Consider the following 22,786-nt stretch of genomic DNA (forward strand, 5'->3'; position numbering starts at 1 on the left):
CGTTTGATTGATGCTCAAACCAAGGAACCCCTGCCTTTTGCCAACATATGGGTAAGCGACTACCAGCTGGTATTTACTACAGACGACAGGGGCTACTTCAGCCTGCCCGATAGCCTTACCAAAGGTAAGGTGGTGTTTTCTTATGTAGGATACGAAACACTGACCGATACACTGCCGCTAAGACGGCGTGTGATTGGTCTGCTGCCTACCAGTTATGCCATTGGCGAAGTGGTGGTGGCAGCTGCCGAAGACCCGGCGGTGGGCGTTATGCGTGAGGTAATACGCCGCCGAAAGCAGCACAATCCGGCGTTTTACGATTCTTACCGCTTTAAAAGCTACAATCAGCAGCTGGCTACTGTCGATTTGCCGGCCGACCTCTACGAAAAATCATTGCTTGACACGGTCACCCGGGAATTGATAGAATTCTTGGATAAACGCTACTTCTTTTTTGCTGAAAACATCAGTGTCAGCGAGTACAAGCGCCCGGGCTATGTGCATACGGAAGTGATAGCCAACAAAATGATGGGTTTTCAAAGACCGGAGTTTGCCTTGTTGGGTGAGCAGATTATGCCGTTTTCTCTTTATGAAAGCCCGTTGAAGATTTTGGGGCGCACGTATGTGAATCCTGTGAGTCCGGGGAGCTGGCGTATTTTCGACTTTGTTTTAAAAGATACTTTGGCGGGCATAAACGACACCATTTTGGTGGTTGCCTTCGAGCCATGGGAGGTCAATACCGCTGAAACACAGCTGAAAGGTATTTTGTATGTGCACCTGCCCGACTATGCCTTGAAAGGGGTAATGATAAAAAACGCCACGCCCAAAGTGGAAGTTGCTTTTCAGATACATCAACTTTACGAAAAAGTGGAGGGGTACTGGTTTCCGCGTCAGTTATCGGTAGATTATGTATTCAACGAGATACGTCTCAGCACGCAGGACAGCACCGGTTCGGGAGGGGCTTATCCTTTGCGTTTTGTCAACCGCACACGCATAGAACAAGTGGCGTTGGGGGTGCAGTTGAAAAAGAAAGCAGCCGTAGCTTTTGAAATCCATCCGCAGGCGCATCGCTTCAATGAGTGGGAAAAGGTGCGCCCCGATTCTCTTTCCGAAAAAGCCATGGCCACCTATGCTTGGGGCGACTCGGTGAGTAAAGCTACCGGTTTTGAAAAGAGAATAAATAACCTTTTATCTACGGCTTGGTATCAAAGCATTCCTTTGTTGCACTATTTTGAGGTTCCTTTCAATTCCCTGCTTCATTACGACCAATACCAAGGTTTGCGCCTGGGGGCGGCACTCTACACCGGTCATCGCTTGTGGGCGCCGTTGCGTGTGGGCGGCTACGCAGCCTATGGCTTTCGAGATGCTGCCTGGAAATATGGAGCTGACGGAAGCCTTCTGCTGTGGAAAGACATCAACCTGTCTGTTTGGGGCGGCTTTAAGCATGATGTGGAGGAACCGGGACAACTGCACTTTGAACATGACCTGCATGCCGGTGCGATGGCGGGCGGCTGGCGTGCGTTCTATGCCGAGCGTATGAGCGTGGTAGATAGCTGGCGTGCCGGCATAGCCTTGCAGCCTTTGCCGGCTTGGCACCTGCTCGTAGGTTGGGAAGAAGGACGTTACCGCCCACAATTTGACTATGCTTTCATGCAGGAGCCCGGTAGAAACGATTTTCTGTTTGCAGAAAGCAAGCTGCAGTTGAGCTACACCTTCGGGGAGCGCTATGCCTGGACTGCCGGGCGCCCCCGTTTGATAGCGGCAGCTTATCCCCAATTGCTGCTTGCTTATGCACAGGGCTGGCGTGTGGGCAATGAAGGCTATGATTATCGCCGTCTTCAGTGGATGGGGCGTTGGAACCTGCCTTTGCTGCGCCTTGGCGAATTGCGTTTACGAACCGAAGGCGCGCGCGTGTGGGGCGAAGTGCCGGCTTTGAAACTGATGCATGGGGCGGCTGCTTATGACCCGGACCTTTGGTTTGAAGCCCCGGAGAACTTTCAAACCATGGGGCTGTATGAGTTCCTTTCCGATACCTACATCATGGGGGCTGTGGAATTATGGTCGCCTACCTTGAATCTTTTTATCATTCGTCCGCGCGTGGGAGTGTTGCAGAAAGCGGCTTGGGGCACCTTGGCAGAACCTGCTCTGCACGGCAATATTGCCTTTCAAACCATGGAAAAAGGGTATTGGGAAAGCGGTTGTGTGCTCGATGGGCTTTATAGCATGGGCAGCTTTTTTTCGAAGTTACGTATAGGTGCCGGGGTTTTTTACCGCTATGGTGCTTACCACCTGCCCGCTGCGTCTGATAATTGGGTGTTCAAAGTGTCATTCCGGACAGGATTTTAGCAAACCATATTTATGCAGGGCGCTTAACCACTTACGTGTGAGCTGCCTTCTATGAAAATAGCGCTGTGCCACCCAGCGTGCATTTTGTTGCATGCTTGTGCGCAATTGGGCGTCCAGTAGCTTTTCTATGCTTTTTTGCAACTCTTCGGCACTGTGCACAACAAAGCCACAGCGATAGCGCCGCAACACATGGGCAGTCCATCCGGGTAGCGTCGATAAAGCAATGCGTCCGGCGGCCAATCCTTCAAAAAACTTATTGGGACTGCCCGTATCTATCCATGGAATAGGTGCAAAGCAGACCCAAAACGCATCGTGCCCGGCAAATGCCTCTTGCACGGCTTCGGCATTGCCGGCCGGCAACCACCGGACCATCTTTTGCATGCCGTATTGGTCAATATACGCTTGCATGGCTTGTTTTTGTTTGCCGTTGCCCATGATGCTGAGCCGCACCTGCTGTTGCAAAGATGGCGGCAAGGCATGCAGCCATTGAAGCATACGCAGACAGTCATTGGCTTCGCCCAAACTGCCGGCATACAGCATACGCAAAGGCACGGAGGCAGAGCAATGAAGCGGCACTTGAAAAAATAAGTCATCCGCCATATTGGGAACACACACTACATGCTGAATACCGTAGCGTTGTTTGATATAGGCTTTCATGGAGGGCGATACGGCTACTACCAGCCGTGCATGCCGGTACACTTTTGCCGTGAGGCTGTATAGGAGTTTTTGCAGCAAAGGCAGCCGCTTGAAGAATCCCAAAGCAAAAGGAATTTCGGGCCATAAATCCCTTGCTTCAAACACATAAGGCTTGCCGCGCAGGCGGTGGGCAAAATAAGCCACAAAACCTACGGTGAGCGGCGTGGAGGTGGCATACAACCAGTCGTAGCGGTCAATGAAGGCATGATATAAAGCGAGCCCGGCATACTGAACGAATGCCCACAAACGTTTTATCCAAGAAAAGTGGTTGTCATAAGGAATATAGTAAGCCTTCACTTGCAGGCGCTTGGGCAGTGGGGGACCGGAAGGGGTGCTCTTTTGTTGCCGGCTGCTGATAACCTTTACATGACAGCCCGCTTCGGCAAGTGCCGTGGCCAGGTAATAAGAGCGGCGCGCACCATTTTGTGCCGGCGTTTTGAAGTATTGATGCAGGTATAAAATCTTCATTTTTGAAAAATTGCCCTTGTGAATTTTTGCCTTATTTAAAGGTTTGTAAAACTTTCTATTGCAAAAAAGATGAATTTTCTATCTTTGTTAATCAAGGCTTAACCGTTTCATTACACAGTATAAATTAAATGTAAGCAATATGAAAAAACTTAGACTATTTGTAGCGACCATGCTTTTGGGAGTGAGCCTTGCATATGCTCAAACCGTTGAAAAGAAGACCTTACAGACCGATGAGTATCAAGGGGAAGTGGAAGTATGTATGGACTGCCGGGTGCAGCCGCAGGCAGCGCTTACTTATTATTTCCTAAAAGACGGTAAAGTAGAGAAAAGCAAGGGAAAAGTAGAGGGCACAGTACTCCATGGCAAAGCCAAGCTTTTTAATGAAGGCATGGAGCCCGGCACCGAAGAGTTGATTATGGAAGGCACTTTTGTGCAGGGGCTGCCCGATGGTGAGCTTAAGCACTATGTGTTTGGTGTGCTCGAGCTGGTGGAAGTCTTCGACAAAGGGCAGCTTAAAAAACGAGTATATTATGCTCCCAAGTCGGAGGGCGAAGGGGTAGAGATAGACCACACCGTGGAATACCTGGGCAAAGGACCGGAAGGCGCCCGTGTAAAGGTGGCCTATCATACGTTTGCCAGCCGTATTGAGGGCGAAGGTATTGAACAGGAGCGCAACGGCGAACTGATTCACATCTTCGACGGCGTGTATAAGCGCTTCTATTTCTACAAAGACCAGGAAGAGCTCAAAGAAGAAGGTACCTACCGCATGAACAACCGGGTAGGCGAATGGAAAACTTACTACAACGATGGAGTAGTGGGCATACGTACCTATGACGAGCAAGGCTTATTGGTGTCAGAAAAATTCTTGAAAGACGGGCAACCTTTCACCGGAACGGTGGTGGATGAAATCTTTAACCATCGTATCCGTGTGGGGGAATATGAGGTGAAAGACGGCTTGCGCAATGGGGTATCCAAGTTTGCCTATCGCAAAGACACTTACCAAAAGCAAGTGAACTATGCCAACGGCGTACCCATAGACAACTATAACGACACGCATGCCTTTCGTGCTTTTCTGAAAAACCGCACCATCGTAAAAGAAGCCAAGTTGAAGCTGCAATGCGACCAGCGTGGAGGCGGGCTCTTTATTGATAAGATTCAATATACCGATAAAAACGAAGCCATTGTGTATGTGCACTTCCGGGCGCTTTCGCTGAAGCCCTACTCAAGCGTCTTTACCGGAGCACCCGGAGCGGACGATGCTTTTGCCGCTATTGACATAGCTACACAGAAAGTGTTTCCTGTAAAAGCAATTTTCAACATAGAGTTGCCCCCTTCATTTTATCCCATCACCTTTGGCGAGCAAATCAGTTTTCAGTTGGTGATTGACGGCTTAAGTCCTGCCAATCGTTTCATCAGCATAGTTGAAGGTGACCCATTAAATTCGTATATTGTAAGAGAAGACGGCACCGCTCAGTATCTATGGGGGTGCTACGAGGTCAATGTGAAATAACAACTCTAAATCTCTATGTACCATGAAAGCTTACCTGCTCTGCTTGGCGCTGGGCATTCCCTTGTGGGGAGCTGCCCAACAGTTTCAGTCAAAAATGGAAAAGATTGAAACGGATGAATACAAGGGCGAAGTATCGGTATGCATCAACTGCACCGGTATCAAGCCTGAGCCTTCCAAGGAGTATTTTTGGTTGGAAAACAACACAGTGCAGAGTGGGGTGGGTATGCTTAAAGGCAAACCTCTCCATGGTGAAGTGAAGCTTTACATAGAAGGACTCGATGGCGAAAAGCAGCTCATCATGGAGGGGCATTTTTTTGCCGGTTTGAAAGACGGCATGGTAAAAAACTATGTGTTTGGCGAACTGGAGACAGAAGAGCTTTATGAAAAAGGTGAATTGAAGCGTGTTGACTACTACTTCCCCGGTAAAGAAGGCGTTGATAAAAGGGTAGAGTATTTAGGACGGGAAGGACAACAGTGGAAAGTACGCTTTACCTTTTTCTCTACGGCCGGCGAAGTGCAAGCCGAAGGCTACCGCAAGCCTGTGGGCGACAGTTTCAATGAGTTTTTTCATGGGGCCTATAAAAAAATATTCATAGACAGCACCGGAAGCCCCTATGTAAAAGAAGAAGGGCGCTATGATATGAACCGCCGGGTAGGCGAGTGGAAAGAATACTATCCAAACAACAATGCCTATTGCCTGCGCATTTATGATTATGACATACTGAAGCAAGAAACTTTTTTGACTGCCTCGGGGCAGCCATTTACCGGGGTCATTGAAGACCGCAACGCCCCTCTAAGCCGTGTGTATGCACGCATAGAAGTGAAAAATGGATTAAGAGACGGCAAAACCGAAGACAGCTATCGTAGTGGTAAACCTTCACGCACTCTGCTTTTTGCTCAGGGCAAGTTGAAAGAAGGGGCAGAGCCTTTGGAAAGCTTTTTGGCACAAAACCCCGTGCAAAAAGAAAAGCAACTTTCTTTTCAGTGTGACCAACGGGGCGGTGGCTTGTATGTCGATAAAATTCAATATACCGCCAATGGTGCCTTGGTATATTTTCACTTCCAAAACATTACACTGCATAACGGGGCAATAGTATATACCCCGCCACCCGGCACCGACAACGCTTTTACAGCCTACGACATAGCTTCCGCCACTAAATTTCCTGTAAAAAAAGTGTTTGGCATCCCCACAGCTCCGGCGTATATGCCCATGGTTTATGGGGAGTTGATACCTTTTGTGCTGTACTTTGAAGGGCTCAAAGAAAACCATCGCTTCATTTCTTTGATAGAAGGCGACCCCGAAAACCCCTATATTATCGATGACAACGGAAATACCACCTATAACTGGGGGTGCTACGAGCTGAGTATCAGATAAGCCATGCGCTTGATTGATAAGTAAAAAACTTGTTTATAGAAAAAATATTTTCTATACTTACAGTGTAGTATGGCAAATAGCGTGTAAGTTATGCAAAGAATAAAAATCGCTTTTTTACTGTTGCTTGCCTGCCTCTTGTGGGCAGTAGATGGCCGGGCACAGAACGTAGAGCAGCTGATTGAACAATACAATACAGCTACTTCGCCTGAAGCAAGGGCTGAAATAGCCTATCAGATAGGGCTGACCTACGAAGCGCAGCGTGTCTATTCCAAAGCAATAGAGTATTATGAAAACGCTGCGAAAATGATGCAAAACGTCCCGGTTGACCGTTTTGGCTTTGAGCAGCGCATCAGCGTGATGGAGCGAAACGCTATTTGTCATGCTGAATTGAAAGAATACAAGAAGGCAGAAGCAATTTATAAGCAGATTCTCTTCATTTACCGTCAGTGGGGCAATAAAAATGGGGAGCTTCGCACTTTGGAAGCCCTTGCAGAAGTGGCATCCAAGGCCGAAGATTACCGCCGTGCGCTTGAATATACCGAAGAGGCTTTGACCTTGGCCCGGCAGATAAACGACAAACGCAGTCAATTTAAGTTGTACAACAACCTTGGTTTTTTGCATAAGAAAGTGAGTTCGCCGGAGCGTGCACTTGAAGCCTTTGAGAAAGCCTACGCTTTGGCAACGGGAAACCCCGACATCTTTAAAAAAGCCGAACAGGCAGTGGTCTTGCAAAACATAGGGGTATTGTATACCAACTTGCGGCAATACGATAAGGCAGCCGATTATTATAACCGGGCTTTGGCGATTGCCACCGAAAGCGGCGATAAGTCGGAGATGGCCAATATATACAACTACATAGCCATCAACGAAATGCTTTCCAACCGCATGAATAAAGCCTTCGATGCGGCTGAAACTGCCATTAAGCTGGCGCAGGAAGCCGGCGACAAACAAACGCTGGTCTTCAGCTATAAAGTAATGGAAGACCTTTACAAAAGCCGCAAGCGTTACGATAAAATGGCTGAATATGAGCAAAAACGTTTGGAAGTAGAAAACGAACTGCGTGTACAAGAAGAAATTCGTCAGCGCGAGCAGCTGCGCTATCAGCTGGAGCTGACACAGCGGGAAGCTCAATTGCGGGAAGCACAGCTGGCAAGAGAAAAAGAACGCGCCGAGCGTGAGCGCTTGGCAAAAGAAAAGGAGCTACAAGATGCACAACTCAAATTGGCAGAAGAAGAACGCTTGCGGGCAGAAAGAGAAGCTGAGCTCGAACGCCAGCGACGCCTTGCCTTGGAGCGCCAGCGGACCATTGAACTGGAGCGGGCACGTGCCGAAGCAGCCCGCGAAAAGGCTGCCGCTGACTCTATTGCCAAACTGCAGGCAGAAAAAGCAGCCGCCGAGGCGCTGAAAGCACAACAAGAAGCGCAAGCCCGTGCCAAGGCCGAAGCCGAAGCCCGTAAGCAGGCAGAATTGGCAGCTGAAAGAGAAAAAGAAATTAAAAAGTACTACATACTGGTATTGGGCTTGGCAGCAGCGGTCATTGTGTTGGTGATCGTAGGGTTGATACAAACCCGTAAAACCAACCGTGCTTTGGCGAAGAAAAACGAAGAAATCGAAAGGCAAAGAAAAGAGTTGGAGCTGCAAAACGAACGCATCCAAAGCAGTATCAAAGCAGCTAAAACCATTCAACAGGCAGTCTTGCCCAGCAATGCTATCTTTAGTGTGCTCTTCAAAGAGTATTTCGTGATTTTCTGGCCACGCGACGTTGTTTCCGGCGACTTCTATTGGGTATATCTCAAAGGCACCAAAAAAATTGTAGCCTCGGTTGACTGTACGGGACACGGCGTTCCCGGCGCATTCATGAGCTTGATTGGCAACACCCTGCTGGACAAGCTGATAAAGCTGCAAAACATAACCGATCCGGATGCCGTGCTGGAAAAACTGCATAAAGAAGTGCGTTTGGCGCTGCATCAGGAAGAGTCGGAAAACCGCGATGGCATGGATGTGGCATTGGCAACCATCGAAGATAAGGACAGAGAAACGGTAGTGGTTACCTTTGCCGGCGCGCGTCGTCCTTTGTATTACATTGAGAAGGGCACTACCGAAGTAAAGATTGTAAAGGGGACACGCCGTTCTATAGGCGGGGTGCAGAACGAAGACCTGCGCTTTGAGCGGCATGTAATTGAAATGCCGAGAGGAAGTTATATCTACTTGGGAAGCGATGGTTTCATCGATCAACAAAATGCAACGGAGCGCAAAAAATTTGGTGAAAAACGCTTTGTAGAGCTACTGGCCTCTATTGCTACGGAACGGCTCGAAAAGCAAAAAGAAATTTTGGAGCAGACCTTGCGTGAATACATGAAGGGGACCGAACAGCGCGATGATATCTCTTTGGTAGCTGTTCGCGTTTAGGCGATACGAACGCTTCCTGTTTCCTTTGAGCAGCTCTTCAGACCTTGGAGAGCTGCTTCTTTTTTAGCAAATTGCACACGTTTTAACACACATTGTCCATTCCTAAAAAATCACTTATTAACTATGTTATATCTCGACCAATACAATTTTGCGGGGAAAAAAGCGCTGGTACGTGTCGATTTCAACGTGCCTTTGAATGAGCGTTTTGAAATCACCGATGACACCCGCTTGAAAGCCTCTTTGCCTACCATCAAAAAAATATTGAACGATGGGGGAGCCGCCATTTTAATGTCCCATTTGGGGCGCCCCAAAGGGGAGCGCGAAGAGCGCTTTTCTCTTAAGCACCTGGTGGGCTATCTGGAGCAGGCGTTGGGCACCAAAGTGCACTTTGTAGATGACTGTGTAGGTGAGAAAGTGGAGGCGGCTGTGAAGCAACTGCCGGCAGGTGAAGTGCTTTTGCTTGAGAACGTGCGCTTTTATAAAGAAGAAACCAAAGGCGATGAGCAATTTGCCAAACAGCTGGCAGCCTTGGGCGATGTGTACGTGAACGATGCTTTCGGCACAGCCCACCGTGCACATGCTTCTACGGCAGTAGTAGCCCGTTTCTTTAAAGACAAAGTATGTGGCTACGTCATGCAAGCCGAGTTGGACAACGCGCGCCGCGTGATGGAAGAGGCAGAGCGCCCTTTCACAGCCATCATTGGAGGGGCAAAAGTGTCGGATAAGATATTGGTAATTGAGCGCCTGCTTGAAAAGGTTGATAACCTCTTAATAGGGGGCGGAATGGCCTACACTTTCTTCAAGGCATTGGGAGGTGAAATAGGCAGCTCCATCGTAGAGGAAGATGCCTTGGATTTGGCGCGTACTCTCTTGAAGAAAGCGGAAGACAAAGGGGTGCAGCTGCTATTACCGGCCGACTCGGTGGTGGCAGATGCTTTTGCCGAAACTGCCAACACCCAGATTGCCCCCAGCAATCAGATACCTGCCGGATGGATGGGATTGGATATTGGTCCTGAAGCCCGCAAGCAGTTCCACGAAACCATAGTGCAATCGAAGACGGTCTTGTGGAACGGTCCTATGGGCGTGTTTGAAATGAAGCCTTTTGCCGAAGGAACGAAGGCCGTGGCAGAGGCTCTGGCAGAAGCCACAGAAAAGGGGGCATTCACTTTGGTGGGAGGCGGCGATTCGGCCGCAGCCGTCAACCAATTGGGATATGCCGGGCGTGTGTCTTATGTATCCACCGGAGGCGGTGCATTGCTCGAGCTGTTTGAAGGAAAAGAACTGCCCGGCGTGAAGGCGCTGGAGTCATAAATCAAAGCCTGCTACTGTGATGTACGCCCCTTGCAGACAAAATGCCTGTAAGGGGCTTTTAGCTTTTTTAGGTGAGGCCGGGTTTTTCTTTAAAGAAAAACAACTTGCTTTCCGCACTTGAAACAGAAAAAATAAAGAGAGTTGGAGGGTCCAACCGCTTGGGGCATGTTGAACGAAGTGAGAAATCCCATGCTCACCAAACCAAGCAACAAGAAATAAAGTAGATTTTCTGCTTGCGCTGAAAGCACAAGGGGCGCGCAGCGGCAAAACAAGAAGTTCGAAAAGCCAAAAGCATTTGAAACAACCAAAGCTTAAGGCAGCAAACAGCAGTACAAAACCTAAGGCAACTTTTAGCAAGCAAAAACCTAACGAACATCCGAGCCGTGCTTGCTTGCCTGCTGTGCCGCGCGGCACATGTCATAGACCAGGTGCGGTTCTTCTTCAAACGCATTGCCTACCACTACCACATCGGCACCGGCTGTCCAGGCCTGTTGGGCTTGTGCAACCGTGCGTATACCACCCCCGATGACCAGCGGGGCTTCAATGGCTTTGCGCACTTGGCGTATCATGGCCGGTGGAATGGGCGTGAGTGCCCCACTGCCGGCGTCCATATAAACCAGCCGCATGCCCAGCATCTCGCCTGCCATGGCGGTGCAGGCAGCAATGTCGCTTTTGTTTTGAGGAATAGGCGCTGTGTTGCTTATGTAGGTGACGGTAGTGGGGGCACCACTATCGATGAGCATGTAAGCAGTAGAGATGATTTCCAAACCGCTGCGTTTGAGTATAGGCGCAGCCAACACATGCTGTCCAATCAAGTATTCGGGATTGCGCCCCGAAACCAGTGATAAGAGCAAAATGGCATCGGCCGAAGCGTCTATGTGCAGATTGCTGCCGGGAAAAAGAACTATAGGAATGCCGGCAGAGTAGGTGCGTATCCACTCAATGACCTGATGGAGACGGTCAGAGACAATAAGGCTTCCACCAACAAAGAAGAAATGAGCGCCTGCTTCGCATGCATGCGCCACCAAACGTTGGCAGCGAGCCCGATCGGTATCATCCGGATCAATGAGTACTGCCAGTGCCTTCTGTCCTTGCTGCCGGAGCGTCTGTATTTTCGGAAGCACTGTGCCCATGCGCTTGTGCATTGATGGTTTGTTCTGCGAATTTACGAATTTGTTTGCTCAGTTCATGTGCCAGAAGGTGAGCGGCTTCTTTTTGAAGGTAGTCCCACAGATAATGCCAGGCATTTTTTTTCTTGGAAGCATGAAGGTAAAGCGGGGTTTGGGCAGCCGGCGAGGCGGAAGGCAAGGCGGTGTATTTCCGTTTTTTCTTTCGTGAAAGAAACCACTGAATGCCGGCAAAGACCACCACGCCTACGGCAGCACCTATGGCTATTTTTTTTGCGCGCTCTTGCCAGCGTGCAGCTGTTTCCGTGGCTTGCCGCACGAGCGCCTCTTCATATTCTGCCTGAAGTTTTTTAAGCAGAATTTTGCGCTCTTTTACCGAAAGACTTTGATAAGCAGGGTCTTGCAATAGCTGTTTAAGAGACATGTACGTTGTCTTTTATTTTGTTCACCAAGCGTTGATAGAAAGGAAATCGTTTACGGGACAGAAGAAAACCAACGAGCAAAAGCAAGGAAGTACCACCAACAATGAGAAAGCCCAGAAAGTCGCTGTGCAGCCATGCATTTATCCAAAATGCTATGCCCAAACTGATAAACAGCAGGGTAGAAGAAAGCAAGGTACTGATGAACAACAAGCTGACCAGCGAGTGGGCTACGCTGTCGATACGCTCTTCAATATCGACCTTGCCTTGCTCATAGCGTAGCAGCAGATAGTCCTTTAACAACTCTTTCAAGTCACTCATGATTGTGAAGGTATAAAAAATTGATACATCATATCTTGAAGAAGGGCGGCATCGGAGGCCGGGGCGGCATCGACGCCTTTGGCACGCTTATCGGCTTCTAAAAGCACTTGCAGCATGTGATACAATTCCTGCACCCGGTATCGCCTGCTGGCTTGCACATATTCTTTTACAAAAAAGGGATGCACTTCCAACAAGGCTGCCAAGGCTTTTTCTGACTTATCGGGGGCGTGATGCACCAGCAATAGCTGATTGACATAACGGTAAAGCATGGCAATGGTTGGAATGGCAGGCATTGCCTTCGGATTGCGCGCAGCATAACGAATGATTTTTATACACTGCGCCAGCTGTTTTTGCCCCAGGGCTTTTTGCAGTTCAAACACATTGTATTCCCGGCTGATACCTACGTATTCATACACAGCTTGCGCTTTGATGACTTTTTCTTCGCCTTCACCGAAGTTCAGCAGTATTTTGTCTATTTCATGACTAAGGCGGCTCAGATTATTGCCCACGTGCTCAAAAAGCAGCTGAATGGCCGTGGGTTCTATCTTGGCACCTTTATTTTGCACATACTCTTCGATCCATTTGGGCACTTGGTTGTCGTACAAAGGTTTGGACTCTACCACTATGCCCTGCTTCTCTATTGCCTTGTAAACCGCTTTGCGTTTGTCGAAAAAGCCCCCCTTGTGGCACAAAACCAAGACCGTAGAAGGCAGAGGTGCCTGCGCATACTTTTCCAAGAGTTTGAGGCTTTCGCTTTTTTTCAGGTCTTTGACCGCCTGAAACTCCTTGACAAGCACCAACCTGTGATCGTACATCATGGGGAAGCTGCGCGCATGATTGACCACATCGCCTATGCTGATGTCTTTACCATAGAGTACACTTTGGTTGAAGCTGCGCGCTTCGGGGGGCAAGAAAAAATGTTCGAAGTAATGGGCTATTTGGTCAATAAAAAAGTCTTCTTCACCGTGCAACAAATAAATGGGCGCAATTCCCTGCTTCGATTGCAATTGTGACAACACTTCCCGGGCACTGACAATGGCCATAAGTTCAAAAAAGGCTTTATATTGAATGAAACTTTTGGCTAATTTACCAAAAACTATAAGAATGCTGAATATCCTGTTTTTATGACTCTTTACGTCACAAACATACTGCTTATTCTATTGACCACTTTGACGGCTTCGGCACAAGGCTATATTTACGACTCGTTGGCTTATCATCGTGTGCCGGTCATTGCCCCTTTGAACCGGGCCGCCCTGACGCGGGCGCCTTCCCGTTTCAGTTTGCGCCAATACTGCCCTACACCCCAAAACCAGGGCGACCGCGGCGACTGTGTAGGTTGGGCAGTGGCCTATGCGGCACGCACCATCTTGGCAGCCCGGCAAAAGCAGTGGGCAGGCGAAGAAATTACCCGCAAGGCTTTTTCGGCAGCCTTCGTTTACGACCAGGTGAAGCCCATGAACGACTTGAACTGTACGGCCGGGGCTACCTTGCCGGCAGCTCTGCAGGTATTGAAGGAAGTGGGCGCCTTGCCACGCTATCTGTATGGCGACTCCTGCCACCGGCAGCCCCTGCGCCCCGACTGGCTGCTTATGGCGGAAGCCAACCGTCTGACACACTACCAACGTTTGTTTGACAGCGATGCCCCGGCAAAAGCTTTGTATATCAAAAGAAGCTTGGCAGCCGGCAAGCCGGTAGTGGTGGGCATTCGCTGTTGTACACATTCGTTTCTGTTTCCGGCCGGTGAGGTGTGGCAGCCCCAACCCAATGAGCAAATAGAAACGGGGCAGCCTTACGGCGGGCATGCCCTTACGGTGGTGGGCTACGATGATGCACGTTACGGGGGCGCTTTTGAGGTGATGAACAGTTGGGGGACCGGCTGGGGCAAGGGCGGTTTTTTGTGGATACGCTACGAAGACATGGAGCGCATTTGTTTGGAAGCCTTTGAGCTGAGCATGGCACTGCCGGCACCACCTTTGCAAGGCGAGCTCATCGTTGAAACAACGGATGGGTATCCCCTGCGTTGGCAGCGGACTGCTGCGGCCGGCGATGAACGTTTCATAGTAAAACAGGAAGCACCCGAAACGGCGTCTTCTGACTTATTGTTGCATGTGTCGCTTGAATCACCTGCTTTTTTCTACGTCATTGGCATGGTAGGGCAGCAGGCCGTGCCGCTGTTTCCGGGCAGAGGCGAAAGCGACTTGCTGAGTTACAGCGCCGCCGACTTGCGTGTGCCGCTAGAGGTAGAAGGCAAGAGTGTGGATCGCTACGTGCTACTGGTCAGTCATGAAGCGTTGCATTTGCCTTCCATCTGTCAGTTGATTAGCTATAAACCAAGCGATGAAAGCTTGCAAAAACTGCTGCAAATCATTTCTGTGCCGGCAGAGCAAATTGTTTATGGCAATAAAATTGTATTTAAGCAGCAAAGTATAGAGCAAAAAGGCGTGCTTTCGCTTTCTTTGGTCGTAAAGGCAGGCGAAGAGTAAAAAAAACGGCTATCCAATAACCTTTAAACGGAGGTTTTTCGTTATTAAAAAGACAAAACAGCTTTTACGATGATGAATAAAATCAATTTTTTGCCTTTGATGGCTGCTTTTGTTCTTACTTTGCTGGCTTCGTGCAGTAAAAAGGACAATAGCCCCAAGCCCGAAGACTGGCTTACGGCAGAGCGGTGGTATGCCTACCGGGCCGGTGTGGCCGTAAGCATTGCCGGTGTGCCCGTTGACAGCCTGGGAGAAGATACCACGCTCGACAGCATCGCATTGGACTTCAAGAAGGACTACACCGCCCAACTGCTGGAGCTGACCCCACAAGGTATTTGGGAAGTGACTTCGCAAGGCACTTGGACACTAAGCGCCGATGCCAAAACGTTGGAAATAAAAAATGTAAGTTTTTTGTCGCCGGGCATCGATTCGTTGCTGCAGGCATTCAACATAGATGTGCCACAGACTTACCAGGTGCGAAAGCTTACAGCCGATGAGTTGGAACTGTACACGGACATAGATACCAGTGTGCCTTTGGCGGGCTTTCCAATTCCCGTTCCGGTTGGTATCCAGCTAACTACCTACTTCAACCATGAAGAGCAGCCGTAAAACCCCTTTTACCTTTGCACGCATCCAATACCGCTCGGGCGATTGGTACACCGACGAGCGTATGCCCACGAATTTGCTTCACTCTTTGATTACCTACACAACCCTGCCGGTAGAGCCCAAGGAAAAGGTGGTTTCGCTGGAGAGCGACGAAATTTTTTACTACCCCTTTTGTTACATGAGCGGGCACCGCTTGGTGCAGTTCACCGACAAAGAACGCCGGACCTTTGAACGCTATGTGCGTAATGGCGGTTTTGTCTTCGTCGATGACTGCAATCACGACATCGACGGTTTGTTTGCCAAGTCTTTTGAAAGGCAGATGGCGGTTATTTTTGGTGCGCAAGCGCTTCGTAAGCTGCCCAATACACATCGGCTCTACCACTGTTTTTTTGAATTTCCGGAAGGGCCACCGCCCACCTCTTATGAGCTGAACGGTTGGGGCGACGACCTGGTACACGATTACCTGAAAGCCATAGAAATTGACGGGCGTATAGCTGTGCTTTACAGCAACAAAGATTATGGTTGCGAGTGGGATTACGACTACCGGAACAAACGTTTCCTGGTGGAAGACAACACACGCTTCGGCGTGAATATCATCCTTTATGCTTTGATGCAATAAGCAAAAAGCGTATTTTTGCCACAAAAAAACGATGGAAAGACCCCAAGCGCAAGCCTGCATCCGCATATTTGAACAGTCTATAGAAGACTACCATCGTCACGACGACGTAAATGCCCCCATGCAGAATCCCTATCCGGAAAATACTTTGGAATACCTGCTCTATAAAAAGAACTGGATAGACACGGTTCAATGGCATTTGGAAGACTTGATTCGCGATCCTGAAATAGCGCCTGAAACTCTGGTCCAGTTGAAACGCCGCATCGACGCTTCGAACCAGGAGCGTACCGATACCGTGGAGTTGATGGACGATTGGTTTTTGCAATATTTCGAGCAGCAAAAAGTGGCACGCAAGCCCCACGCACGTATGAATTCCGAAACGCCGGCATGGCTTTTAGACCGCCTTTCTATCTTGATGCTCAAGATATACCATATGCGGGAGCAAACCTTGCGCACCGACGTGGACGAGCAGCATATCGCCAAATGCCGGCAAAAGCTTGATGTCTTATTGGAGCAAAAAGAAGATTTGGCGCGCTGTTTCGATGAGCTCATAGAAGATATTCTCAACGGCGAGCGCTACATGAAGGTGTACCGTCAAATGAAGATGTACAACGACGCTTCGCTCAATCCTGTTTTGTACAAAAAAGCAAAATCATAAGCAGTGCGCCTGTTGGTTGTTCGTTTCTCTGCCATGGGCGATGTGGCGCTTTTGTTGCCGGTGCTGGTGTCTGTTTTGCGTCGGCATCCGGACGTGCAAATAGACGTGCTCACGCGCCCTAAGCTGGCTTCCCTCTTTGAAGGTATCGAGCGCTTGCGCCCTGTGCCGGCCGACGTCGATGGTGAGTATAAGGGCATAGGCGGGCTATGGCGCTTGGGGAAGCACCTGCAAATCAAGCAATACGACTACTTCATTGATGCCCATCAGAACCTGCGGAGCAATGTGCTCAAAGCAATCGCCTATTTGCAGGGCGTCCGCTGCTTGAGCATTTCTAAAAACAGAAAGCTGCGCAAGCGTTTTATACGGGAGCGGGCTGCTTTTGCCCTGCCCCATGTTACTGACATGTATGCAACCCCATTCCGGCAGTTGGGGCTTGACACTGATTTGCTGCCACCGCCATACCTTATTCCTTCAGCAGAAGACGAACAAGCCATTGACAACTTCTTGGCCTCTATGGCTTTGCTGCCCAAGTCTTCGCCTTGGATAGGCATTGCGCCTTTTGCTTTCCACGAAAATAAACAATGGGGCGTGCATAAAGTAGAGGCGCTGCTGCGCCTGATAAAGGAACGCCACCCGGAGTGGCATGTCTTTTTGTTTGGTGGGGGCAAAAAAGAAGCCGCTTTGATGGATGCTTTGTGTGCTTTGCATCCCGGCCGCGCAATCAATATGGCCGGTTGTTTGTCGCTGCGCCGGGAATGGCTTCTGATGCACCGCCTCGATGCCATGTTGAGCATGGATTCGGCCAACATGCATTTGGCCGCCTTGGCCGGCATTCCCGTGGTGTCTGTATGGGGCGCTACACACCCGCATGCCGGTTTTGCCCCTTTGTTTCAGCTCGCAGAAAACATGATTCAACGCGACGATTTAGACTGCCGTCCTTGCTCTATCTTTGGGAGCAATCCTTGTGTGCGCGGCGATAAGGCATGCATGGAGCGAATAGAGGCAGCGCAGGTGATGGCGCGCCTCGAAAAAGTGGTGTTGTCTGTCTGAATCAAGAAGGCATTTCTTGCAGCAGTTCGCTGTGCTCTTTCTTGATGAAGTCCAAGAACGGACGCAACGAACGGTCAAGAATTTGATACACCTCTTCAAAGTCGGACAGGTCGCCGTAATAAGGATCCGGCACTTCCGATTGAGGGGCTATGGGATCAAACGCACGAATCAACATGATTTTACTCTTGGCGTGAGGGCAGCCTTGTGCCAGCCGCTCCACGTCGCGCAAATTGCTACGGTCTGCAACCAGTATGTAATCAAATATTTCGAAGTCTTCACGATGGATTTGACGGGCACGGCTGTTCAATAAGATACCATGCTTTTCGGCGGTTTGGCGGGTGCGGCGATCAGGAAGCTCGCCTATATGCCAAGAGCCGGTGCCGGCCGAATCCACCATCACTTTGTTTTCCAGTCCTTCTTCTTTGAGCAATTTTTTGAAAATTCCTTCTGCCATAGGTGAGCGGCAAATATTGCCTAAACACACAAATAATACCTTTATCATAGCTGTAAAATGGTTTTAAAAGTTAACGGTTGAATTGGTTCATGGTTTGGGTAGCCCCAATGGTGGCAAAGCTGAGTACGGCTTGCGCTGCTTTGTCTAAAATGGCGGGCAGTTGCTTCTGCTCTTCATCATTAAAAGGCGACAGCACATAGTCGGCTTGTTGTCCTTTGGGAAAGTCATTGCCTATGCCCATGCGCAAACGGGCATATTCGTTGGTTTGAAGCAGCTCTTCTATGTTGCGAAGCCCGTTGTGTCCGCCATGTGAGCCTTTGGTGCGCAAGCGCAGCTTCCCGAACGGCAGGGCTATATCGTCGGTAATGACCAGCAAGTTTTCTACCGGAATTTTCTCTTCTTGAAGCCAATAACGGACGGCCTTTCCGCTCAAGTTCATATATGTAGAAGGCTTCAGCAAAATGAGCTTACGCCCGCGATGCGAAAGCCGGGCTATGTCACCATAGCGCTCTGTTGTAAATGAAAGCTCTTTGCCGGCTGCCAGGCGGTCAAGTACCATAAAGCCTATATTGTGGCGGGTCATTAAGTACTCGTTGCCGGGGTTTCCCAGTCCTGCTATCAAATATTTCATCCTTGTATGCGATTCGGTTCTGTATGACAAATGGCAAAGATAGCAGTTTTTAAGCGCCTGTGAAAGGGTTAACGGTAGCGCAGGCGGTTGAGCAGGCGTCGCCAGGGCGTCAAGCGGTGGTAACGTGCAAAAGATTGTATGATGCGCGCATCGGGTGGCGGGGGCGTGTCCGGAAGCAGAATGGCTTGCGTGGACAAAGCGGTGCTGAACTGCCGGCTGTATAAACGAAAGTGGGTGCTGTGTTTGGTGTGTACATGACGGCATTTACTGTAGCGCGGATACAGGCAGTATTTTCCCTGGCGGTAAAGTGCATAACATGCCCTTATTGCCCAGGAATTAATGAGCCCTTTTTGTTGCTTGTAGAGCATATAAGGCAAATCTTCGCCCCCACGGGAAAATGCTTCTCTTTCTTTTGGGTTTTTCCAAAAGAGCTGAAAATCGCTTACTTGCCAATCGATGCTTTGCCAGCGGTCAGCCCATATGCCCCAGCCCCACGAAGACAGACGGGGTAAAAGGGCTATGTCATGAGGATAGTCACCGGGCCACGTAATGGGGGGAGTATAGCCACTTAGCGAAAATATTTGCTGATGGTCTTTATACAGCCTCAAAGCAGCGTTCATGAAGGCAAGGAAGTCGGGCGTGCATTCCAAATCATCTTCCAGGACAATGGCTCTTTGATGTTTTTCTATTACTTGCGAAACCCCCTCTATCACAGAGCAGGCGAGCCCCTTGGGATGCGATGCCCTGATGATGTGCTTATGTGGATGAGACAGCCTTTGGACCAATTGAACCACAGCTTCCACATCGGCTTCTTCTTTGGGGTGCTTGGCAGCATCAATAAATATAAACACTTCGGAATGAAGCCATTCCGGATTCCGGGTCAGGCTGTCAAATAATCTTTGGAGGGCTTCCGGGCGCCGATAGGCAAAAATGATAATGGGCGATAAACTCATATGTTCAAACAATTGAGCTCTTTGTAGAAAAAGGAAGTACAGGACAGCTCTGTGCCTATAGGTGCCATACCGTAAAAGTCAAGACGCCGGAAGCCTTGTGCACACAGCCAGGACAAAGCTTCCCGGTACTCACTTCTGTTGCTGTTGTCCACAATAATGACCCCATCTTCTGTCAAGAAGTTGACCGCCTGCCGGATGCACTCGTTTCGCAAGATACCGTCAACTACAATGAGATGAAAAGTGGCTTGTGCCTGCCGGATAGCAGTTGGGTAGTCTTCAGGCAGGCAGTATAGCACAGAGGCATTGGGCGGCAGCTTGGCTTGCATCTGTTGTGCCCATGAGGGGTGGTGTTCTACACTATACACTTGAGCTACTTTTTGGGCAAAGTAAAGCGTTGAGCTGCCGCTTCCGTATTCAAAAACCCGGAAGTGGGCTTGCAAGCGCGGGTCTAAAAAAAGATAGGCACTGTAGGTAAACCAAGGGATGGGGTGTCCTGCTGCATCTTCGGAGCGTTTGGTGTAAAAAGAGCGAAACCATCCTAAGTCTTTCAAGCCGCTTCGCAATACCAGGTTGGTGGGGGCGCCTAAGCGCAATTGGTTGAGTACCCACCAAACGGATTTTTTCAATTTCTTTACTATTGACATGAAAATTGAATTATCTTGGATGCGCAATTTAAAAAATAAAATGCATGGGGGTTGTCATTCGTCAAGGGGTAAAATACACATTAATAGCGTATGTGGGGGTTGTGATAGGAGCACTTACTAATCTTTTTTTGATGCCCGCCTTACTGAGCCCCGAACAAATAGGGGGGATCCGGCAGATATTGGCCAATGCCACCCTGCTAAGTGCGTTTGTGCTTGCAGGCACCCCGCAAGTTATTGAACGTTTTCATCCTTTTTTTGAAGGGCGGCGGCGCGATGCTCTCTTTTCTTTGAGTATTGCTTATACACTCACTACCTTCCTCTTGTTGACTCTGCTTTTGTGGGGGGGGAGAAGCTATTATTTGAGCTTATATGAAAAGTCGCCTCATGTGAAAGATTACTTCCTTTACCTTTTTCCATTGACTTTGGGCATGGCATTTCAGAGTATTCTGGAAGCTTGGTGCCGGGCATATCTGCGTATTGCCGTGCCGGCTTTATTCCGGGATTTCTTTTTGAAAATGACCATTGCTTTGCTGGTAGTTGCGGTGGGGGTGCATTGGATGCACTTTGGGTATATGTTCGGCGCAGTGACTGCCTATTATGTGATAGCTGTTCTGGGGCTTACGGCATACCTTTACCGCTTGTACTGTTTCCGGCTGTTTCCCGCCGGCTGGTGGGATACGGTGCGGGGGCGTTTGAAGGAAATGATGGAATATGCCGCTTTTATTTTGATGGGCGGACTAAGTGTTGTGGTTGTGAACCAAGCCGATATTGTGATGCTGGGTATGTTGCTGGGCGAAGCCGATACAGGCATTTACACCATAGCCTTTTTTATGGCGAATGTGATAGAAATTCCCCGTCGTGCACTTTCTCAAATCACCACACCTCTCATTGCAAGAGCTTGGGCAAAGCAAGCCATTGACGAACTTGCAGTCCTGTATCGTCAATCGGCCATCAATCAAATGTTGATTGGTGGGGCTTTGTTTTTATTGTTATGGCTGAACCGGGAAGAAATCTTTACCATCATGCCTAAAGGCGACCTATATCGCGAAGGAATGAGTGTAGTCTTTTGGGTTGGTCTGGCGCGCTTTTTCGACATGGCGATGGGCGTCAACAACGAAATTTTGCTGCAGTCAAGGTACTATAAGTTTGTTTTGCTTTCCAATATTTTGTTGGCGCTTTTGGTAATAGCCACCAACTGGTGGCTTATTCCCTTGATGGGGTTGGAGGGTGCCGCTTTGGCCACTTTCCTTTCCATGCTTGTATATAACCTGCTGCGTAGCTTCTTTTTGTGGGTGAAAGTGCACATACATCCTTTTAGCAAACAGACGCTGTGGGCTACGCTGGTATTGCTGGTATTGTGGAGAGGCTTGGCGTTTTTGCCCTTGCTACCGGTGCAAGGACTCCTTACTGCCTTGGTCAATATACTGCTTCGCTCAGGCTTGTTGCTACTTCTGCTGGCGGCAGCCATATGGAAGCTTCGTTTGTCGGAAGAGCTCGTGCATATAGGCGGGCAACTACTCAAACGCCTAAGGCGCAGACCGTAAGCGCTGACGGTGGCGATAAGCATATTTTTGAAGCGACTCGTTCATATCCTGTGGGTGCATGCCGTGACGCACGGCTTCTTTTACGGCCTGTTTTATCTGACGCCTTTTTCCTTTGTTGCGCATCAGCCATAGGGCATGGGCATAGTGGGCTTGTGCGTTGTCGGGCTCTTGTTGTATCCAAAATTCAAGGTATGCTTTTGCTTCTTCGTCCTGGCCGGCGTTGAGCAGCAGTTGAGCGCGCTGTATGAAGTAGGTGGTTTCTTCGCCTTGTTTGAGTATGGCTTGGCTATTGGCATACAAGGCGGCATCCCATTGCAGCAGTGCCGCGTAGTAGTCGGCCATCACGGCATAGTACACTCCTTGTTGAGGAGCCAGTTGTATGGCAGCTGCTATGTAGCGAAGGGCTTCTTCATATTGCCGGCCTGCGGCACAAGCCCTTGCCACATCAAAATAATCGTCGGCTTGCAGGGGATGATTTTGGGCATAGCGTTCCATCATCTGCAAACCACGCTCATAGCTGCCACTGCGTAGTAACAGCTTGGCACAATTATAAACGGCTGCCGGTGGGGCTTGGGGCAACTCTGCCGCTTGACACCAACAGTTGGCTGCTTCGTTCCACTGCTCTTGTGTGGCATAAAGGTTTCCCAAGGCTATCCATAAGCCGCCTTGCTTGGGACGCAACGCCAAGGCTTGTTTAAAGGCTGTTTCTGCTTCGCTAAGTTGGCCGTTTTGCATATACAGCAAACCGAGGTAAAAGTGCGTGCGGTAGTCCTGCGGCATGCACTCTTGTGCTGTCTGCAGTTTTTCGATTCGTTGCTGCAAGGCACTATCGGCCATCCGGAAATAACAAAATGCTTCCAAGAGTGTGGCACGACACTTCCATGCGCTTTTTTTGTTTTGCAGCAGTTGCCGGCATACTTGCACTGCTTGAGGGTAGTTGCCGGCATAGAAGTGGCTGCGTGCAAGCCCCCAAAGCATTTCCGGCTTGTCGTTGTCATAAATAAGGCTTTGCTCGTAATACTGAATAGCCTGCTTGTAATCTCCTTCATACATGGCCATTAAGGCAGCTTGCCGGGCGTCGTTGTGTTGTGCACGGCTGTTGGTTGCCGGCCAACAAAGCAGCCATACAAGCAGTATAATTTGCCGGTTTAGTTTCATAAGGTTGAATGTTGAA

Annotated in this window: 22 protein-coding genes; 11 read left to right on the plus strand and 11 right to left on the minus strand. The window is 49.4% G+C overall.

Annotated elements, in window-relative coordinates; all coding sequences use genetic code 11:
• Nucleotides 1–3 precede the first annotated feature (3 nt).
• Entirely contained in the window at nt 4–2,340 is a 2,337-nt protein-coding gene (locus K384_RS08775) for a DUF5686 family protein (RefSeq protein ID WP_038031482.1), read from the plus strand.
• Here the strand turns inward: K384_RS08775 and K384_RS08780 are convergent.
• Complete coding sequence (locus K384_RS08780) at nt 2,320–3,504, minus strand: glycosyltransferase family 4 protein (RefSeq protein ID WP_038031484.1); 1,185 nt, start codon at nt 3,502–3,504, stop codon at nt 2,320–2,322. The two genes, K384_RS08775 and K384_RS08780, sit on opposite strands and share 21 nt — an antisense overlap.
• Nucleotides 3,505–3,643: 139 nt before the next feature.
• On the opposite strand from K384_RS08780, the gene K384_RS08785 reads away from it, so the two are divergent.
• The 4 genes from K384_RS08785 (at nt 3,644) to K384_RS08800 (ending at nt 10,109) form a co-directional block, all read left to right on the plus strand.
• Nucleotides 3,644–5,014, plus strand: a complete 1,371-nt coding sequence (locus K384_RS08785; RefSeq protein WP_157630110.1) for a toxin-antitoxin system YwqK family antitoxin — start codon at nt 3,644–3,646, stop codon at nt 5,012–5,014.
• A gap of 22 nt (nt 5,015–5,036) precedes the next feature.
• Complete coding sequence (locus K384_RS08790) at nt 5,037–6,389, plus strand: hypothetical protein (protein ID WP_038031488.1); 1,353 nt, start codon at nt 5,037–5,039, stop codon at nt 6,387–6,389.
• A gap of 90 nt (nt 6,390–6,479) precedes the next feature.
• Complete coding sequence (locus tag K384_RS13415; RefSeq protein ID WP_051633274.1) at nt 6,480–8,798, plus strand: tetratricopeptide repeat protein; 2,319 nt, start codon at nt 6,480–6,482, stop codon at nt 8,796–8,798.
• 123 nt (nt 8,799–8,921) lie between these two features.
• Complete coding sequence (locus K384_RS08800; RefSeq protein ID WP_038031490.1) at nt 8,922–10,109, plus strand: phosphoglycerate kinase; 1,188 nt, start codon at nt 8,922–8,924, stop codon at nt 10,107–10,109.
• Here the strand turns inward: K384_RS08800 and K384_RS08805 are convergent.
• From K384_RS08805 to holA, 5 genes are read right to left on the minus strand one after another with little or no spacing between them, the layout of a single operon-like run.
• The gene (locus K384_RS08805) at nt 10,104–10,523 is read right to left on the minus strand and encodes a hypothetical protein (protein ID WP_157630111.1); all 420 of its coding nucleotides are present in this window, start codon (nt 10,521–10,523) and stop codon (nt 10,104–10,106) included. The two genes, K384_RS08800 and K384_RS08805, sit on opposite strands and share 6 nt — an antisense overlap.
• On the minus strand, nt 10,475–11,254 hold the full coding sequence (locus K384_RS08810; RefSeq protein ID WP_038031494.1) for a phosphoglycerol geranylgeranyltransferase: 780 nt from the start codon (nt 11,252–11,254) through the stop codon (nt 10,475–10,477). Before K384_RS08810 ends, K384_RS08805 begins: the two co-directional genes overlap by 49 nt.
• Nucleotides 11,172–11,660 (minus strand): hypothetical protein, encoded by a 489-nt coding sequence (locus K384_RS08815; RefSeq protein ID WP_038031496.1) that lies wholly within the window; start codon nt 11,658–11,660, stop codon nt 11,172–11,174. Before K384_RS08815 ends, K384_RS08810 begins: the two co-directional genes overlap by 83 nt.
• Nucleotides 11,650–11,976, minus strand: coding sequence for a hypothetical protein (locus K384_RS08820; RefSeq protein WP_038031498.1), 327 nt, complete (start codon nt 11,974–11,976; stop codon nt 11,650–11,652). The genes K384_RS08815 and K384_RS08820 overlap by 11 nt, the downstream gene beginning before the upstream one ends.
• Nucleotides 11,973–13,019, minus strand: coding sequence for a DNA polymerase III subunit delta (gene holA / locus K384_RS08825; protein WP_038031500.1), 1,047 nt, complete (start codon nt 13,017–13,019; stop codon nt 11,973–11,975). The genes K384_RS08820 and holA overlap by 4 nt, the downstream gene beginning before the upstream one ends.
• A gap of 81 nt (nt 13,020–13,100) precedes the next feature.
• Here holA and K384_RS13420 point away from each other — a divergent pair, with 81 nt between their 5' ends.
• The 5 genes from K384_RS13420 to K384_RS08850 all read left to right on the plus strand — a co-directional run bounded on the left by K384_RS13420 (nt 13,101) and on the right by K384_RS08850 (nt 17,386).
• On the plus strand, nt 13,101–14,459 hold the full coding sequence (locus K384_RS13420) for a C1 family peptidase (protein WP_051633275.1): 1,359 nt from the start codon (nt 13,101–13,103) through the stop codon (nt 14,457–14,459).
• A 69-nt stretch (nt 14,460–14,528) separates the two neighbouring features.
• A complete protein-coding gene (locus tag K384_RS08835) occupies nt 14,529–15,065 on the plus strand; it encodes a hypothetical protein (protein ID WP_038031502.1) in 537 nt (178 codons plus the stop codon).
• Nucleotides 15,049–15,681 carry a DUF4159 domain-containing protein gene (locus tag K384_RS08840; RefSeq protein WP_038031503.1) on the plus strand — a complete coding sequence of 211 codons (633 nt, stop codon included), beginning with the start codon at nt 15,049–15,051 and terminating at the stop codon, nt 15,679–15,681. The genes K384_RS08835 and K384_RS08840 overlap by 17 nt, the downstream gene beginning before the upstream one ends.
• Before the next feature lie 31 nt (nt 15,682–15,712).
• Nucleotides 15,713–16,336 (plus strand): DUF4254 domain-containing protein, encoded by a 624-nt coding sequence (locus K384_RS08845; protein ID WP_038031504.1) that lies wholly within the window; start codon nt 15,713–15,715, stop codon nt 16,334–16,336.
• 3 nt (nt 16,337–16,339) lie between these two features.
• Nucleotides 16,340–17,386: a glycosyltransferase family 9 protein gene (locus K384_RS08850; protein ID WP_038031505.1), complete on the plus strand. Its 1,047-nt coding sequence runs from the start codon at nt 16,340–16,342 to the stop codon at nt 17,384–17,386.
• 1 nt (nt 17,387) lies between these two features.
• Here K384_RS08850 and K384_RS08855 read toward each other — a convergent pair whose 3' ends face one another.
• From K384_RS08855 to K384_RS08870, 4 genes are all read right to left on the minus strand, one after another.
• Complete coding sequence (locus K384_RS08855; RefSeq protein WP_038031508.1) at nt 17,388–17,888, minus strand: low molecular weight protein-tyrosine-phosphatase; 501 nt, start codon at nt 17,886–17,888, stop codon at nt 17,388–17,390.
• Nucleotides 17,889–17,910: 22 nt separating this feature from the next.
• On the minus strand, nt 17,911–18,471 hold the full coding sequence (pth, locus tag K384_RS08860; protein ID WP_038031509.1) for an aminoacyl-tRNA hydrolase: 561 nt from the start codon (nt 18,469–18,471) through the stop codon (nt 17,911–17,913).
• Nucleotides 18,472–18,539: 68 nt separating this feature from the next.
• On the minus strand, nt 18,540–19,424 hold the full coding sequence (locus K384_RS08865; protein ID WP_038031511.1) for a glycosyltransferase: 885 nt from the start codon (nt 19,422–19,424) through the stop codon (nt 18,540–18,542).
• A complete protein-coding gene (locus K384_RS08870) occupies nt 19,421–20,050 on the minus strand; it encodes an FkbM family methyltransferase (protein WP_456243266.1) in 630 nt (209 codons plus the stop codon). Before K384_RS08870 ends, K384_RS08865 begins: the two co-directional genes overlap by 4 nt.
• A gap of 62 nt (nt 20,051–20,112) precedes the next feature.
• On the opposite strand from K384_RS08870, the gene K384_RS08875 reads away from it, so the two are divergent.
• The gene (locus K384_RS08875) at nt 20,113–21,612 is read left to right on the plus strand and encodes an MATE family efflux transporter (protein ID WP_038031513.1); all 1,500 of its coding nucleotides are present in this window, start codon (nt 20,113–20,115) and stop codon (nt 21,610–21,612) included.
• On the opposite strand, the gene K384_RS08880 is transcribed toward K384_RS08875, so the two are convergent.
• Nucleotides 21,595–22,770, minus strand: coding sequence for a tetratricopeptide repeat protein (locus tag K384_RS08880; RefSeq protein WP_038031515.1), 1,176 nt, complete (start codon nt 22,768–22,770; stop codon nt 21,595–21,597). The genes K384_RS08875 and K384_RS08880 overlap by 18 nt on opposite strands.
• Nucleotides 22,771–22,786 lie beyond the last annotated feature (16 nt).

The organism is Thermonema rossianum DSM 10300 (assembly GCF_000426825.1).
Classification (GTDB): Bacteria; Bacteroidota; Bacteroidia; order Cytophagales; family Thermonemataceae; genus Thermonema; species Thermonema rossianum.

Excerpts from the sequence above, each read along its gene's own strand:
- K384_RS08780 (WP_038031484.1), bottom strand. The coding sequence starts at position 3,504 with ATGAAGATTTTATACCTGCATCAATACTTCAAAACGCCGGCACAAAAT.
- K384_RS08785 (WP_157630110.1), top strand. The coding sequence starts at position 3,644 with ATGAAAAAACTTAGACTATTTGTAGCGACCATGCTTTTGGGAGTGAGC.
- K384_RS08790 (WP_038031488.1), top strand. The coding sequence starts at position 5,037 with ATGAAAGCTTACCTGCTCTGCTTGGCGCTGGGCATTCCCTTGTGGGGA.
- K384_RS13415 (WP_051633274.1), top strand. The coding sequence starts at position 6,480 with ATGCAAAGAATAAAAATCGCTTTTTTACTGTTGCTTGCCTGCCTCTTG.
- K384_RS08800 (WP_038031490.1), top strand. The coding sequence starts at position 8,922 with ATGTTATATCTCGACCAATACAATTTTGCGGGGAAAAAAGCGCTGGTA.
- K384_RS08810 (WP_038031494.1), bottom strand. The coding sequence starts at position 11,254 with ATGCACAAGCGCATGGGCACAGTGCTTCCGAAAATACAGACGCTCCGG.
- K384_RS08815 (WP_038031496.1), bottom strand. The coding sequence starts at position 11,660 with ATGTCTCTTAAACAGCTATTGCAAGACCCTGCTTATCAAAGTCTTTCG.
- K384_RS08820 (WP_038031498.1), bottom strand. The coding sequence starts at position 11,976 with ATGAGTGACTTGAAAGAGTTGTTAAAGGACTATCTGCTGCTACGCTAT.
- holA (WP_038031500.1), bottom strand. The coding sequence starts at position 13,019 with ATGGCCATTGTCAGTGCCCGGGAAGTGTTGTCACAATTGCAATCGAAG.
- K384_RS13420 (WP_051633275.1), top strand. The coding sequence starts at position 13,101 with ATGACTCTTTACGTCACAAACATACTGCTTATTCTATTGACCACTTTG.
- K384_RS08835 (WP_038031502.1), top strand. The coding sequence starts at position 14,529 with ATGATGAATAAAATCAATTTTTTGCCTTTGATGGCTGCTTTTGTTCTT.
- K384_RS08840 (WP_038031503.1), top strand. The coding sequence starts at position 15,049 with ATGAAGAGCAGCCGTAAAACCCCTTTTACCTTTGCACGCATCCAATAC.
- K384_RS08845 (WP_038031504.1), top strand. The coding sequence starts at position 15,713 with ATGGAAAGACCCCAAGCGCAAGCCTGCATCCGCATATTTGAACAGTCT.
- K384_RS08855 (WP_038031508.1), bottom strand. The coding sequence starts at position 17,888 with ATGATAAAGGTATTATTTGTGTGTTTAGGCAATATTTGCCGCTCACCT.
- pth (WP_038031509.1), bottom strand. The coding sequence starts at position 18,471 with ATGAAATATTTGATAGCAGGACTGGGAAACCCCGGCAACGAGTACTTA.
- K384_RS08865 (WP_038031511.1), bottom strand. The coding sequence starts at position 19,424 with ATGAGTTTATCGCCCATTATCATTTTTGCCTATCGGCGCCCGGAAGCC.
- K384_RS08875 (WP_038031513.1), top strand. The coding sequence starts at position 20,113 with ATGGGGGTTGTCATTCGTCAAGGGGTAAAATACACATTAATAGCGTAT.
- K384_RS08880 (WP_038031515.1), bottom strand. The coding sequence starts at position 22,770 with ATGAAACTAAACCGGCAAATTATACTGCTTGTATGGCTGCTTTGTTGG.